The sequence below is a fragment of the Pseudoalteromonas sp. S1608 genome (assembly GCF_005887265.1).
Lineage (GTDB): Bacteria > Pseudomonadota > Gammaproteobacteria > Enterobacterales > Alteromonadaceae > Pseudoalteromonas > Pseudoalteromonas undina.
In genome coordinates this window covers 1-14,163 of record NZ_PNDK01000011.1, presented here as the reverse complement: position 1 = coordinate 14,163, position 14,163 = coordinate 1, and the positions used below count along the sequence as shown (strand labels likewise).

The 14,163-nt window shown below is 39.9% G+C and carries 15 protein-coding genes; 10 read left to right on the top strand and 5 right to left on the bottom strand.

The window, feature by feature from the left end; genetic code table 11:
- Nucleotides 1-112: 112 nt before the first annotated feature.
- Nucleotides 113-1,723, top strand: a complete 1,611-nt coding sequence (nadB, locus tag CWB75_RS04755) for an L-aspartate oxidase (protein ID WP_010387791.1) — start codon at nt 113-115, stop codon at nt 1,721-1,723.
- Here the strand turns inward: nadB and CWB75_RS04750 are convergent.
- The gene (locus CWB75_RS04750; RefSeq protein WP_138570056.1) at nt 1,698-2,054 is read right to left on the bottom strand and encodes a hypothetical protein; all 357 of its coding nucleotides are present in this window, start codon (nt 2,052-2,054) and stop codon (nt 1,698-1,700) included. The two genes, nadB and CWB75_RS04750, sit on opposite strands and share 26 nt — an antisense overlap.
- A gap of 55 nt (nt 2,055-2,109) precedes the next feature.
- Nucleotides 2,110-2,361, bottom strand: coding sequence for an FAD assembly factor SdhE (locus tag CWB75_RS04745; protein ID WP_010387788.1), 252 nt, complete (start codon nt 2,359-2,361; stop codon nt 2,110-2,112).
- 150 nt (nt 2,362-2,511) lie between these two features.
- Between CWB75_RS04745 and ygfZ the strand changes: the two genes are divergently transcribed.
- Complete coding sequence (gene ygfZ / locus CWB75_RS04740; protein ID WP_054201767.1) at nt 2,512-3,423, top strand: CAF17-like 4Fe-4S cluster assembly/insertion protein YgfZ; 912 nt, start codon at nt 2,512-2,514, stop codon at nt 3,421-3,423.
- An 11-nt stretch (nt 3,424-3,434) separates the two neighbouring features.
- On the top strand, nt 3,435-3,920 hold the full coding sequence (locus tag CWB75_RS04735) for an FKBP-type peptidyl-prolyl cis-trans isomerase (RefSeq protein ID WP_008111743.1): 486 nt from the start codon (nt 3,435-3,437) through the stop codon (nt 3,918-3,920).
- 59 nt (nt 3,921-3,979) lie between these two features.
- Here the strand turns inward: CWB75_RS04735 and CWB75_RS04730 are convergent, their stop codons facing one another.
- From CWB75_RS04730 to CWB75_RS04720, 3 genes are read right to left on the bottom strand one after another with little or no spacing between them, the layout of a single operon-like run.
- Nucleotides 3,980-4,465, bottom strand: coding sequence for a hypothetical protein (locus CWB75_RS04730; protein WP_036953590.1), 486 nt, complete (start codon nt 4,463-4,465; stop codon nt 3,980-3,982).
- Nucleotides 4,466-4,491: 26 nt separating this feature from the next.
- Nucleotides 4,492-5,304: a DUF481 domain-containing protein gene (locus tag CWB75_RS04725; RefSeq protein WP_138570055.1), complete on the bottom strand. Its 813-nt coding sequence runs from the start codon at nt 5,302-5,304 to the stop codon at nt 4,492-4,494.
- A gap of 46 nt (nt 5,305-5,350) precedes the next feature.
- Nucleotides 5,351-5,671 (bottom strand): HI1450 family dsDNA-mimic protein, encoded by a 321-nt coding sequence (locus tag CWB75_RS04720; RefSeq protein WP_013465646.1) that lies wholly within the window; start codon nt 5,669-5,671, stop codon nt 5,351-5,353.
- 288 nt (nt 5,672-5,959) lie between these two features.
- Between CWB75_RS04720 and CWB75_RS04715 the strand changes: the two genes are divergently transcribed.
- From CWB75_RS04715 to CWB75_RS04685, 7 genes are all read left to right on the top strand, one after another.
- Nucleotides 5,960-6,751 carry a crotonase/enoyl-CoA hydratase family protein gene (locus CWB75_RS04715; RefSeq protein WP_138570022.1) on the top strand — a complete coding sequence of 264 codons (792 nt, stop codon included), beginning with the start codon at nt 5,960-5,962 and terminating at the stop codon, nt 6,749-6,751.
- 83 nt (nt 6,752-6,834) lie between these two features.
- Nucleotides 6,835-7,188 (top strand): CidA/LrgA family protein, encoded by a 354-nt coding sequence (locus tag CWB75_RS04710; protein ID WP_054201771.1) that lies wholly within the window; start codon nt 6,835-6,837, stop codon nt 7,186-7,188.
- Entirely contained in the window at nt 7,181-7,912 is a 732-nt protein-coding gene (locus tag CWB75_RS04705) for an LrgB family protein (protein WP_138570021.1), read from the top strand. Before CWB75_RS04710 ends, CWB75_RS04705 begins: the two co-directional genes overlap by 8 nt.
- A gap of 37 nt (nt 7,913-7,949) precedes the next feature.
- Nucleotides 7,950-8,777, top strand: coding sequence for a mechanosensitive ion channel family protein (locus tag CWB75_RS04700; RefSeq protein WP_055013214.1), 828 nt, complete (start codon nt 7,950-7,952; stop codon nt 8,775-8,777).
- Nucleotides 8,778-8,838: 61 nt separating this feature from the next.
- On the top strand, nt 8,839-12,093 hold the full coding sequence (locus CWB75_RS04695) for an nSTAND1 domain-containing NTPase (RefSeq protein WP_138570020.1): 3,255 nt from the start codon (nt 8,839-8,841) through the stop codon (nt 12,091-12,093).
- A gap of 22 nt (nt 12,094-12,115) precedes the next feature.
- Nucleotides 12,116-12,499 carry a DP-EP family protein gene (locus CWB75_RS04690; protein WP_138570019.1) on the top strand — a complete coding sequence of 128 codons (384 nt, stop codon included), beginning with the start codon at nt 12,116-12,118 and terminating at the stop codon, nt 12,497-12,499.
- A gap of 321 nt (nt 12,500-12,820) precedes the next feature.
- A complete protein-coding gene (locus CWB75_RS04685; protein WP_138570018.1) occupies nt 12,821-13,816 on the top strand; it encodes a sensor domain-containing diguanylate cyclase in 996 nt (331 codons plus the stop codon).
- Nucleotides 13,817-14,163 lie beyond the last annotated feature (347 nt).

Sequence of the window (14,163 nt, the reverse complement as noted above, 5' to 3'; positions counted from 1 at the left end):
GCGTTTATACGCTAAAACCACTTAGTAGTAGTTCAACAAATATGGTACAACTATAAGTATTAAAAATAAATATTGCTCTATCTGAGCATTGTAACCGCAAAGTACCTCACAGATGAACCAAAATAAACATCACATTACCGATGTCGCTATTATTGGTAGCGGCGCAGCAGGCTTATCACTTGCTTTATCTTTGGCTAATTACTGTAACGTTACCGTGATCAGTAAAGGTGAATTAACCGAAGGTTCTACTCTTTATGCCCAAGGCGGAATTGCCGCTGTTTTTGATAAAAAAAATGACAGTATAGAATCTCACGTTGAAGATACCTTAGATGCAGGTGGCGGTTTATGTGACAGAGAAGCTGTTCATTACACTGCCAGTAATGCGCATGACTGCCTACAATGGTTGATTGACCAAGGCGTGCCTTTTGATATGGAATTTGATAGTAAAGGTAAAGAGCGCTTTCATTTAACCCGTGAAGGGGGTCATAGCCATCGACGCATTTTGCATGCCGCCGATGCCACTGGCAAAGCAGTGCAAACAACGCTGATTAGCCAAGTTCAAGCGCACAGTAATATCACCTTGTTAGAGCATTATAATGCGATTGATTTAATTACTGATAAAAATATCGGTAAAACGGGGTCACATGTTCACGGTATGCATGTGTGGAATAAAAAAGCCAAAAAAGTAGAAACCATTGGCGCAAAATTTGTTGCCTTAGCAACCGGTGGCGCAAGTAAAGTGTACCTTTACACCTCTAACCCTGATGTTTCTAGCGGTGATGGTATAGCAATGGCTTGGCGTGCAGGGTGTCGCGTTGCTAACATGGAATTTAATCAATTTCATCCAACCAGTCTCTACCACCCAGAATTACAAAACTTTTTAATTACTGAAGCAATGCGTGGTGAAGGGGCCTATTTAAAACGCCCTGATGGCACTCGCTTTATGAAAGAGTTTGATGAACGAGAAGAACTCGCCCCGCGCGACATAGTCGCGCGCGCTATCGATTTTGAAATGAAACGCCTTGGCGCAAATTGCGTATATTTAGATATTAGCCATAAAGACAAAGATTTTATTATTGAACACTTCCCTACTATTTACGCTAAGTGCTTGAGCGTAGGGCTTGATATTACCAAAGAAGCAATCCCTGTCGTTCCTGCGGCACATTACACCTGTGGTGGCGTAATGACCGACTTTAACGGCAAAACGGATTTAGCAAATTTATACGCTGTGGGTGAAGTGGCTTATACCGGCCTGCATGGCGCTAACCGCATGGCAAGTAACTCATTATTAGAGTGCATTGTATTTGCCCATGCAGCAGCAAAAGACATTTTAAGTAAAATAGAGACCGCACCCGCGCTGGTAGATTTACCTAGTTGGGATGAAAGCCGCGTATCTAACTCAGATGAAGAAATCGTGATCACCCATAACTGGCATGAGCTACGATTATTTATGTGGGATTATGTGGGGATTGTACGCTCAACCAAACGCCTTGAACGTGCGCTGCATCGTGTTGAACTGCTACAACAGGAAATACACGATTATTACGCAAACTTTAGAGTGAGTAATAACTTACTTGAGTTACGTAATTTGGTACAAGTTGCCGAGCTTATAATTAGAAGCGCTATGGAACGTAAAGAAAGTCGTGGACTACACTTTACTATTGATTATCCAGAGCAAAATGAGAACCCAACGCCCACTATTTTGACTCCTCTACGTAATTAATTGCTTCAAGCGTTGCCCGTTTCAAGCGCGCATAGCTTTGCTCATCAACACTATTGGCTGAGATAATCAGCCAATAGTTTTTACTAAAGCCATTAATATACAGCCACACACTCTGACCGAGTAACCGGCTTTGGTTACTAATGAGCCCTTGAATTTGCCTGCCTGATCCTTCAAAACGAAATTGATTCGACTCTAAGAGTATAATGCCTTGCTGTGGTTGAGCAGCCACGATTTTTCGCCAAACAATAATGCCAGCAAGTGTATTAAGTGCAATACAAAAAAGAGTTGCCACCACCGAGTTCATAAATAAGCACAACACTAGAGTCAGCACACAAAAAAAGACCACAATCGGTTTGTGGTCTGTTTTATTATCTGTAACGGTAAATCTATACACGAACTCGGTCTAAAATTAGCTGAACCATGCTGTTTAGCTCTGCGTCTTTACATTCTTCATGGCCCATAAACCAAGCGAATAAATCTGGGTCTTCTTGCGTTAATAGACGCTGAAAAATCGCTTGCTGTTTAGCATCTAACGAATCATAAGCTTCTTCAACAAACGGCATAAACAAAACATCTAGCTCTAACATGCCACGGCGACAAGCCCAACGGATACGTGCTTTACTATGTATTTCAACCATTTTAAACCTCATATTTAATTAACTCGAGTTTACCAAATACGCGTTAATTTAACAGCACTAAGTTATAAAAACATCGTCTGTTAGTCGCTGTACCATACGCTTTAACTACGTTATTATGTGGCTTCATTTGTTATTGCAAAGAAGGTGTTTATGTCTCAGGTTTATGCATGTCCTTTATCACATCAGGTTATTAGCCTCTCAGGCGCAGATAAATTATCGTACCTACACGGACAAATCACTCAAGATCTAAATAAACTTAACAACGATAACTTTTTGTGGGCAGGTCACTGTAGTGCAAAAGGTAAGTTATGGGGTGTATTTAAGCTATTTTCTTATCAACAAAGTTACTTTTTAGCTGGTTCAAGTGCAGAAGTAGAACGCTCTCTTGCTGAATTAAAAAAATATGCTGTATTTGCAAAAGTTGAAATTAATAAAGCCTCAGAGCGATTAATTGGTTTACTTGGTGATGACCTAACAGGCTTACTCACACAACTCGATATTCACTTCAGCGATGACGCAACGGCTTGTGACTTCGCTCACGGTAAAGCCCTTAAACTTGCTTCAAACCGCGTTTTATTGATGGTTGATAGCCAATTTTGCCTACCTGACGACGTGTCGACCCTCGACAACGATGCCCTATGGCAACAAGCGTCTATACTCGCTGGTGAACCGCAATTAAGTGTCGATGCGATTGATGAATACGTACCGCAAATGGTTAATCTGCAAGCCATCGACGGCATTAGCTTTAAAAAGGGTTGCTACACAGGCCAAGAAACCGTTGCACGTATGAAGTACCTAGGCAAAAACAAACGTGCTATGTATATCGTTTCAGGGCAAAGTGAAGGGTTACTCGAAGCACCCGACATTGAAACTCAATTAGGTGAAAACTGGCGCCGCGCAGGTAAACTTATTGCGCAAAGCTATAATGAACAAACACAGACTTTAACTGGTTTGGTCGTGTTGCCAAACGATACTGATATCGATCAGACTCTTCGTGCAAAACACACCCCTTCGGTAGAGCTAAACATTCTGCCTCTACCTTACTCTCTTGAAGATGAATAATAGGAATGACTATGATCGTTGCAGCAAATAAAGTGGTAAAAATGCATTACTCTGTTTTAGATAATGACGGCAATACCATTGATAACTCATTTGGCGGTGAGCCATTAATTTTTATCGTTGGTACAGGTTACCTGATCTCAGGGCTTGAAAACGCGCTGCAAGGCAAGCAAGCTGGCGATACACTAAGCGTAAAAGTAGAGCCTGAAGAAGGTTACGGTGAGCGTCATGATCACTTAATGCAAGCTGTACCTAAATCAATGTTTGAAGGTATGGAAATTGAAGTGGGCATGCAATTTCGTGCAACCACAGATGACGGTGACCAATCAGTAATGATCATCGATATTCAAGACGAAGAAGTGATTGTTGATGGTAATAATCCACTTGCCGGCATTACACTTAACTTTGATGTAGAAATTTTAGAAGTACGCGATGCAACAGCCGAAGAGCTTGAGCATGGCCACGTACATGGTGAAGGCGGCTGTGGCCACGAGCACTAAAACCCGCTAAATAATAAAATTGTTATAAGTTTATAAAAAAAGCGCCTAAGGCGCTTTTTTTATAGCATATTATTCTGTGTTCGTAATTTGGCTTGAGGCTCTGCTGCTGGCATTTCAACTGGGGTTATTTTATCTTCAAGCGCAGCAACTAATCCAGCTTGATCATTCGTGCCTAAGCGATACTGAGTGCCATCTTTAAGCGTTAATTGCACCGCACTAAAGCCTGATACCGAATAAATCCACCCATCGTGTGTAATGCGAATACCAATACCATGGCGGTATGAATTTTGTACTGCCTTTACATCCACTATGTCTTCTAATGCTAATTTTTGGCCTGCAACACCAGGGCCAAATGCCCAGCTAATATGAGTTTCGTCAACTTTAATGGTTAAACCGTGGAACAAAAAGCCCACCAGCACTAAAATACCAGCAAATACGATTAACGGGGCATCGGCACCAATTAAATTCCATGCAAGCGCAACAAAACCACTGATCCACGCTAATACTACAAATATAAATACCGCATACTGCTTATGCTGATACATAACACTCTCTATTAAAAAGTTAAAAATTAAAAACTGTACACTAAGGTGGCACTGAGCTCTGAATCGTATTTTAGTTTATCTTCTTCAGGCTTAGAATTATAACGATACATATAAGCAAACTTAAGCGATACCGCGCCAACCACTTGGCTAATTAATGCCGTTTCTGACTTTAACCGAGAGTTAAGCCCAGACAAAGACTGTTCTATACTGATATCTTGATTAAATCGGGTACGCTTAGATACTAACCTCTCCCACTGCATTGCAATACGAAGTAAATAACCCATTTTGTCTTTGTCGTCTTCAAGTGCTGTTGACACATCATCAGCAACTGAGCGGTATAGACCTGGGCCAATATCTATATCTACCTTATTTTTAACCCCTTGATAAACACGTGCGCCATAACCGGTTGCTACCGTACTTTTAAAATCAAGGCCGCTAAATTGATCTTCTTCATAATCTCCGTAAATAAAGAAAGACGAGTTTTTAACGCCTATTTTATAGTTACCCTGTGCAGAGAAAAACACGCGATTAGCAGTCACATCCGACTCACCCGTTTCTTCATTTTCATCACGTTTGTACAAAGAGTCTATTTTGAATTGATTTCGCCAGTTTTCAAAATCTTGATAAAGGTTCCCTTTAAGCTTAAAACTGGTGGAATTAGTGTTACCTTTACTTAAAATAAAACCAAATTCGGTATCACCATACAATATTTCGCCTTTGTGTAACTCATGAATTTCTTCATCAGAGAGCTCCCCATACTCATGAAAATCTTCAAAGGGATCAACTGCCCAGCTAAAGCAGCTAAATAATAAAAGCAGTAATACAAAGGAGTTTCGCAAAATACGTTCTCCTGCAAATGGCAATAACAAAAAAGCAGAGAAATGATTATTCACTTTCTTTCCACAAAATATGACAAAAAGGCGCGTCTTTATCACGGCTAATTAAAATTTTCGCAAATAATACGTCTTCGTTATCAAACTCAAGGCCCACTAATACTTGAATAAAATGCTCAGGTTCAATTTCTAGGGCAACAAAGTCTTGCCACTGTTCATCGGGCTCATCTTCTTCAATAAAGCCTAGTTCTTCACGGTGTAGGTTAAATTCTTCAACATCTTTGTCGCTTAAATTATTAGGAGCCAGCTCCAAAAAAATATCATAAGCTTGATGAGTTGCTTCTTCTACCGTAAATAAACGTGGACCTGACATGAATGGTTAACCTCTGAGCTTTTAAGTGACAATCATAATATCAAAAGTTACTAGGGTTTTGATAAAAAAAACACGTTAATTACTGACTTTTTTATTTATTCCTAATACTTATAGATATTATTAAATTGGTTAGCACACGGGTCTGTTGACCTTCTAAGATTAAATAGCCATCAAAGATAGCAAGCCCCACGTATATTAAAAAATTCACTTTGTTTTTATTCACCTTCACCCACTTTACTTAACATCAATAAAAACATAAGCTCAAACAACAGGTCAGAGGAGTGAACAATGATAAAATTAGAAAAAAAACAGGGTATCGCTACCGTCACATTACATCGTGTAGAAAAACAAAATGCCTTAAGCTTTGCTATGTTTGTTGAGCTTAACAAAGTGATTAAAAATATAAAAAAAGACGCCAGTATTCGTGCGGTTGTATTAACCGGAGAGGGCGAACACTTTTGTGCAGGGCTCGATATTAACGCGGTTATGGCCTCACCATTCAATATCATAAAGCTCCTATTCAAATGGCTACCTGGTAATCAAAACCTAGCGCAAAAGGTCGTACTGGGCTGGCAGTCATTGAGTGTGCCTGTAATTGCTAAAATAAATGGAAATTGCCTTGGTGGAGGGTTGCAAATAGCACTGGGTGCCGATTACCGAATTGTTCACCACGATGCCAAACTCGCCATTATGGAAGCGCGCTGGGGGTTATGCCCAGACATGGGCGCTAATGTTATGCTTTCAGGCTTAGTAAAACGCGACCAAGCACTTTGGCTAGCAAGCCATGCCGAACCAATAAACGCACAAAACGCTTTTGAACTCGGTTTAGTAACAAAAACAACCGACGATACAGATAAAGCAACTAAAGAAATGCTTGAAACATTACAAGCGCGTTCACCTGACACATTGGCGGCAATAAAACGAGTAACTCAACAAAGCTATAAAGCCCAAGCTCGAAAAATACTCGCTAAAGAAACATGGAGCCAAATTCGCTTATTAAGCAACCCCAATACAAAAAAAGCCATTGCTAAAGCAAAAGGTAAAACTGGTATTGAGTTTTCAAACGCCAAGCGCTGGTAACATTGATGGTAATACTAAGGCACAATGCACAAAACAGCGTTATTTGTTAAAGTGATAACCCTCTATTGTATTGAGTCGTCGTCATGAAATACTTTTTAAGTAGCGCTATCATTTTGCTTTGCTTAGCAGCGGGCAAACTTATTATGCACTTTATTGATGCCAGTTTTCCTGCGCCACTATTAGCAATGGTTATTTTACTGGTACTACTTTTATCAGGCATTGTTAAAGAGCAGCAACTTACTCCATGCGCCTCGCCTATTTTAAATGTAATGCCTATTTTCTTTATTCCTGCAGGCGTTGGTTTTATTGAACACTTGGGACTTATAAAAACACATTGGCCATTTTTAACCACTGTGATGATTATAGTGCCCTTGAGTAGCTTAATTTTAGTAGCCAGTGTGGTTGGCCACTTTAAGGGCACTGAAAACAATGAATGAGCAAATCAGTGCAATAACGCCAAGCCTTTGGTGGTTGACCATCCCTTTTATAATGACTCTTTTTTTTGGACTAAAAATGCTCAATGTGAGAGTAAGTCACAGCATTTTAAAATCCCTCACGAACCCCGTATTTTTAAGTATCGGCATTATTGCCTTATTACTCGTTAACCTTAAATTACCTTATTCACAATTTGCATCGCATAGTCGGTTGTTAACGTGGTTATTAGAGCCGGCCATAGTCGCGTTAGCCCTCCCCTTGTATCAGCAGTTTATGCATATTCGAAAAAACTTTTTACTCATTTTAGTCACCTGCAGTATTGGCATTATTAACGCCACACTGGTGGCTTTTGTATTAAGTGTTTTATTTGCTGTCCCATCGCAGCTCAGCGCTTCAGTTGCGGCACTTAGCGTTACTACACCTATTGCATTACTTGTCACCGACTCACTTGGCGGGATCAGCTCGCTAGCCGCTGCTATGGTTATTTTTATTGGTTTGCTTGGGACTTTGTTTGGCTTTTTGTTACTAAAATTAATTAAAATATTTAACTTTGAGGCACAAGGCATTGCAATGGGAACGGCCTGTCACGCTATAGGTACAGCGGCTGCAATTGCCGAACATCCAAAAATAGGGGCGTTTTCATCGGTGGCTATGGCATTGAGTGCGCTATTAACTGCTGTGATAGTACCACTATTATATCCAATTTTAGTGAGCACTTTGTTATAGTAAGTTGATACCAATATAACTAAAACTAGAGCTCACCATGATCAGTTCCGAAATTCAGCAATTTGAAAAGTACTACGCCCTACTTACCGAGTATTTAGTCACCTATAGTATGCAAATAGTCGGTGCTATTTTTATTCTACTGGTTGGTCTTTGGGTGGCGAAAAAACTTGCCGAAGTAGTTGCCAATTTGATGACTCGACATAACGTTGATATCACCTTAACTAACTTTGTTAGTAATGTAGTTAAAGTACTGCTGATCATTATGGTGATCATAATTGCGTTGGGTAAAATTGGCATTAGTGTTACCCCGTTTGTTGCTGCAATAGGTGCCGCTTCTTTAGGTGCTGGCTTAGCATTACAAGGCATGCTTTCTAATTATGGCGCCGGGCTTGCTATTATTGCCACGCGGCCATTTGTGGTAGGCGATACCATAGAAGTAAAAGGGGTTAGTGGCCAAGTAAAAGTAATTGAACTGGGCCACACCGTGTTAATTAATGAAGAAAAAGTAGAAATAACCATTCCCAATAAGCATATCGTTGGCGAAATCCTACATAACTCATTTAACTACTCTTTAGTAAAAGGTGAAATAGACATAGCCTACAGCGCCTCTAGTGATACTGCGATCAACCTTATCGAAAACGTATTAGCTAATCACGAACTGGTTGCTAAACAACCTAATGCACAAATTGGCATAGAGCGCTTTGCTGATAGCGGCGTTACTATTAGCTATCGATACTGGGTTCCTACCACTAAAATTATTGAAACTAAGCTCGCCATTAATGGCGGCGTATATAAAGCAATTAATGATGCCAATATAGAAATTCCGTTTCCACAGCGCATTGTTACACTTAATAAAAATAACTAGTACTACTAATATAAATAAAGCAAAAACTAAGTGCACTTATAACTATAAAAATGAGCCTATTATGCATCAACCTCCCTTTTATTTAGGTGAATGGCAAATAACCCCTGCCAGTAACACCATTCAACGCGCTGAGGAACAAAAACAGCTAGAACCTAAAGCCATGGATGTACTGGTATACTTGTGTCAAAATCAAGCAGAGATTGTGAGTAGCGACGCGTTATTAACTCACTGCTGGGCAAACACAGAAACCGGCGATAACCCTCTGCATAAAACTATCACTCAACTTCGAAAAGCTCTGGGTGATAAAGCAAGCGCCCCGCAATACATAGAAACCATACGTAAACGTGGTTATAGGGTTATTGCATCGGTTGAGTTTCCATTAGCTGATGATCTCCCCAACCAAGTTAACACATGGCAAGGCGGCTCCCCTTTTTTAGGTTTGAGTGCATATAACCCAACCGATACCCACTTATTTTTTGGTCGTAATAAGGCCATCAGCACGTTATTAGAGAGCGTATCAAACCAAGTAACATTGCAGCGCGCATTTTGTTTAATCCTTGGCCCTAGTGGCACAGGTAAATCATCATTAGTTAATGCGGGTATACTGCCAAAGCTACTCGACGAGCGAGGCTATAACGGCATTAGAGTAATGTCGTACACCCAACTCGACTTTGCAGATGTAGCTCAAAATAGGCTGTATTTAGATCTCGCCTCAGCCATGCTAGATTGGGATATTAACGACATTCCAGTATTTACAGGGCTAAGCGCACAAACGCTGGCACAGCAACTAGAACATGACATAGACAATGTTATTAGTTGCTTAAAAAATACAATTGCAAATACCCAAACAGCAGCAAAAACGCCGCAATTGTTTTTGTTTATAGACCGCTTAGAAGTGCTACTTTCCTCACCGCTATTTAGTAACGACACCCGAAGTCATTTTTTATCTGTTATTGAGCGTTTAGCGACCTCTAAAGCGGTGATTGTATTTAGTGCCTGTCGTAACGATTTTTACCCTTTAGTGGTTGAGCAACCAAGTCTTATGATGGGCAAGGCTCATGGCGCGCATTACGATTTAACCCCGCCAAATCGCCATGAACTACAACAAATTATTCGCTTGCCAGCGTTAACCGCTAATTTAACGTTTTCACAAGACCCACACACCAAAACCCCGCTGGATGAAATACTTTGCGCCGATACCGCCAATAATCCAGATGCACTGCCCATGTTGCAATACACACTGCAAGAGCTGTATTTACAGCGCAGTAATAATAATGAGTTATTGCACAGTGTGTATGAAAAACTCGGCGGTATTGAGGGTGCCATTGGTAAAAAAGCCGAAGAGGTATTTATAGGGCTTTCTAAAGCGCAACAACAGCAACTAAAAAGCGTGTTATCGCAATTAGTAACGCTAAACCCAGATGGTAAAACCATTACTAGCCGCGCAGCCCGCTTGCAAGCGTTAACCAACACCAGCCAAAAAGAGCTGGTTCAAGCCATGGTCGATAGCCGCTTATTTGTATCGCATTTACAAAACCAAGAAGCCTACTTTAGCCTTGCCCACGAGGCATTATTACGCCAATGGCCACGTGCCAAACAGTGGATTAATGACCATAAAGATGCCCTTGCTATAAAAAGCCGCTTACACCACCACACGCAGCAATGGCTTAATGAGCACAAAAGTAACGCCTACCTGTTAGCACCGGGTAAACCATTGCAAGAGGCCGTTACCTTATTAAACGACAACATATTTAAACTAGACGATTACGAACGCGCGCTTATAACCAGCTCTCTTAAACACAGTAAAACAAAAACAACCATAAAACGCGGCACCGTCGCTCTGCTTTGTTTACTTACCTGTGTTGCCCTATTTATGAGTGTTACCAGCTTTCAAGCGCAGCAACTTGCACAGCAAAAGCGCCAAGAGGCCGAAAGCTTACTAGGGTTTATGGTTGGTGATTTTGCCGATAAATTACGCAGCGTTAAGCGTATGGACCTACTTGATGGCATTAGTAATAAAGCACTTGAGTATTTTACCAATCAAGTCGAGGAGCCAAGCTCGCTATTTAACTTTAGCAGTCAACAAGGAGAATTTAAAAGTCGCTTTCAGTACGCACAAACCCTTGAGGCCATGGGTGAAGTCGCCTATTCACGGGGTAAAACCATTGAGGCCTTCACTGCCTTTGAAAACGCCCGCATTCGCCTTGAAGCATTATTAAAAATTCAGCCAAACAACTTAGAGCTTCTCACACTCGCCGGTGCTAATGCCTTTTGGCTCGGTCAGCTTCATTATGATAAAAGTAATTACGCTGCTACTGAGCCATTATTTAAAAAATATCATGCCTACAGCGAGAAAATGTATTCATTAGCACCGAATGATTTTAACTCGATTATGGAGCTATCGTATTCGCATAATTCGCTGGGCTCTTTGTATTTAAAGCAATTTAACTACACTGCCGCGAAACAACGCTTTACAGAGTCGCTCGCCCTTAAAAATAAAGCCCTTGAGCTAAAACCCAATAACAAAAACTTATTGCGCGATAAAGCCGATACCATCAGTTGGCTGGCAAAAACAGAAGAGAGATTAGGTAACTTTAATGCAGCAGTCGATATGCTAGAAAGTGCCGTTGCCGTAGTAGAAAAAATGATTGTTTACTCACCCAATGACGCAAGCCTGTTTTACATGTCTGCAAACATACATATGCAGCAAAGTTACATTCTAAGTTATTTACCTAACAAGCAACCAGCTTATAAAAAAGCGGAGAAAGCTACTCTTACAATTAATAATGCACGATTACAAGACATTAAGAATGAAGAATTTCAACGTGCTTATTATCGATTCCTATCTCACCAGCTAGTTCTTTCAGACGACAAGCGTATTGATAAGTATGTTTTTGAAATAATTAAGTTCCAGAAAAATCAAAAACTTAAAGATAACCTATCTGTTAATACACAATTAACTCTTATACAATACTTTATTGATAGAAAGTTACCGCTAAAAGCACATGAATTATTAACTACACTTGAGAATGATATAAACTACCAACAATATATTGCTGATCAAATTAAAATTGGCGATAGCATAGTACTTATAAGAGTAAACTTACTTAAAGCACTATTAGCAACAACCAAAGAAAAGCGAGACCGCTTTTGCTTAAATATGCTTCAAGCCATTGCTAAAACAGCAGAAACAAATCAAAGCCTTCTCATAACTTACCCAAAGATGCAGGCATACACTTGCTTAAATCGAGCAAACGAGATACCCCATATAAAAGCACGCCTAGTTAAGCTGGGCATTAACAACTTTCAACTATAACTATGAATACAAAGGAAATAATATGAATAACACTCAAGCGCAAATTCACTTTACAGTTAACATTGTACTAGGCAGTGATAACGAAGCTAACTTTACATACTCTATAGATGGCAAAAATGTGACTGGCGGCGGAGTTGTAAGAACCGAAACCGCAGGTATTTATAGTTTAGATGAAGCCACAATTCAAAATGAATTTTTATTTACTGGCGCCACTATCACCGATGTTAATAAAGAAACACCTTGCGCCCAAGATTTCAGCTATGAAGTAAGTGATAACGGCCACACAATTACCATTATCGACACCGATAAAAACCCAGGTACTGCCTGTTTGGTATTTAATGTTGAGTGCAATGGTAATCCTTATACAAGTACCGACCCTCAAGTTATAAATAAAGAAGAACATTAATTAACAACAATTAATTTCTAAATTGCACAGGACTGATTTACTCCTGTGCAATTTTTATAAGCCAAACACCTTAACGCTAACACATACCAAGCAGCATTATTAATAACCATCCTTTATTACTAATCTATTATAAAAACCACAACTTTCAATTGCTGAATAACTAATTTTCACCTGCACAGGTTACTTAAAACCTGTGCAAGCATAATTTTTATTATTAAATATCAAATAGTTAAAATAAGAAGATTACCGAAAGGTTTAATTGCACTTTTTTAAGTAAATTTGTAGACATCAAAAACGTCTGTACCACGCTAAGGCTAAAACGTGTCGAAACAAATTAACAATAAAAAGACTGCAGCAACTGATAACGATAAAGCATTGCTCTTCGATAGCGCTTTATCATCCTCTTTTTCTCATACTCAATTTGATGCATTAATTGAATTATTTAATGGCACCGCCGAAGGTATTTTTGTACTTAATGAACAGGGTGGTTTTGAATTTGCCAACCCAAAAGCTGCTCAATTACTTGGTTACTCTCAACAGTCGCTGATAGGCGAAAATTTACTGTCGTTTTTACACGGTGCAGACCTTGATAAATATAAACAGACCTTATTAAATTGGATTGGTATTAAGGACACCCCTCTTAGCATTGGCCCAAATGAAGTTACTATAAACAAAGCCAATGGCGATATGATTGAAGCTGACTTATCAATATCAAGCATGCCAAAAAGTCTCGCATCGGTCCAAAAGTTGTACGTGTGCATACTTCACGATCTTAGTACTCATAAAGCCATGTATAACCGTTTAAAAATACAGGCCTCAACCGATCATTTAACTGGGCTTGCTAACCGTTTAGCTTTAGATGAGTCGTTAAAAAAGTACTGGCAAGAGAGTATTCAAAGCCAACAACCTTTAACCAGTATATTAATTGATGTTGACCACTTTAAAAAATTCAACGATACCTATGGGCATATTAAAGGCGATAAATGCTTACAGAAAATAGCAAAAATGCTATTGCAGTGCATTCCATCTAGAGAGTGTTTAGCTGCTAGGTATGGCGGTGAAGAGTTTGCCATTATTTTACCCCGTTGCGATATAAAAACCGCCACCGTTGTGGCCAACCATATACAACAACAAATTGCACAAATGAGCTTTACCGACTTAGGTTTGCCGCCAGAGGTTAAAATTACGGTAAGCCAAGGAATTGCCTGTGAAAATAATAACCAGTACCGCACCTACGAGGCGCTATTGTATGCCGCAGACACGGCTTTATACCGAGCAAAAACAGAAGGTAGAAATAAAATAAGTACGATTGTTTAAAGTTTAAATTAAAGGCCTTTTCATGACGCTATATCTATATTAAACGCCACTTCATGGAGGTGGCGTTTAGTTAAATAACAGCCGATTAAACTAGGGTCTGTTGACCTTTACGGATTAAGATTCGTTCAAACTAGGGGCTATTTAATCGCGGCGCGAGGTTTGTAACCTAGTGGGCTAAGTAAAAACCGAGCAACAAAGAGTAAATCGCCCCTAGGCAGAACCCTTCGGGCAGCCCCTGTTTGGCATTGATGCTGCGTAATCGCCTATTTATGGGGAATTACCACACCACATAGGCTCTGCCTTGCCTAAATACCAAACAGACTGCTGCAAATTTTATCTTGAAAGCT

Bases quoted from the DNA above. Each gene is read 5' to 3' on its own strand.
- nadB (WP_010387791.1), top strand. From the start codon at position 113: ATGAACCAAAATAAACATCACATTACCGATGTCGCTATTATTGGTAGC.
- CWB75_RS04745 (WP_010387788.1), bottom strand. From the start codon at position 2,361: ATGGTTGAAATACATAGTAAAGCACGTATCCGTTGGGCTTGTCGCCGT.
- ygfZ (WP_054201767.1), top strand. From the start codon at position 2,512: ATGTCTCAGGTTTATGCATGTCCTTTATCACATCAGGTTATTAGCCTC.
- CWB75_RS04735 (WP_008111743.1), top strand. From the start codon at position 3,435: ATGATCGTTGCAGCAAATAAAGTGGTAAAAATGCATTACTCTGTTTTA.
- CWB75_RS04730 (WP_036953590.1), bottom strand. From the start codon at position 4,465: ATGTATCAGCATAAGCAGTATGCGGTATTTATATTTGTAGTATTAGCG.
- CWB75_RS04720 (WP_013465646.1), bottom strand. From the start codon at position 5,671: ATGTCAGGTCCACGTTTATTTACGGTAGAAGAAGCAACTCATCAAGCT.
- CWB75_RS04715 (WP_138570022.1), top strand. From the start codon at position 5,960: ATGATAAAATTAGAAAAAAAACAGGGTATCGCTACCGTCACATTACAT.
- CWB75_RS04710 (WP_054201771.1), top strand. From the start codon at position 6,835: ATGAAATACTTTTTAAGTAGCGCTATCATTTTGCTTTGCTTAGCAGCG.
- CWB75_RS04705 (WP_138570021.1), top strand. From the start codon at position 7,181: ATGAATGAGCAAATCAGTGCAATAACGCCAAGCCTTTGGTGGTTGACC.
- CWB75_RS04700 (WP_055013214.1), top strand. From the start codon at position 7,950: ATGATCAGTTCCGAAATTCAGCAATTTGAAAAGTACTACGCCCTACTT.
- CWB75_RS04695 (WP_138570020.1), top strand. From the start codon at position 8,839: ATGCATCAACCTCCCTTTTATTTAGGTGAATGGCAAATAACCCCTGCC.
- CWB75_RS04690 (WP_138570019.1), top strand. From the start codon at position 12,116: ATGAATAACACTCAAGCGCAAATTCACTTTACAGTTAACATTGTACTA.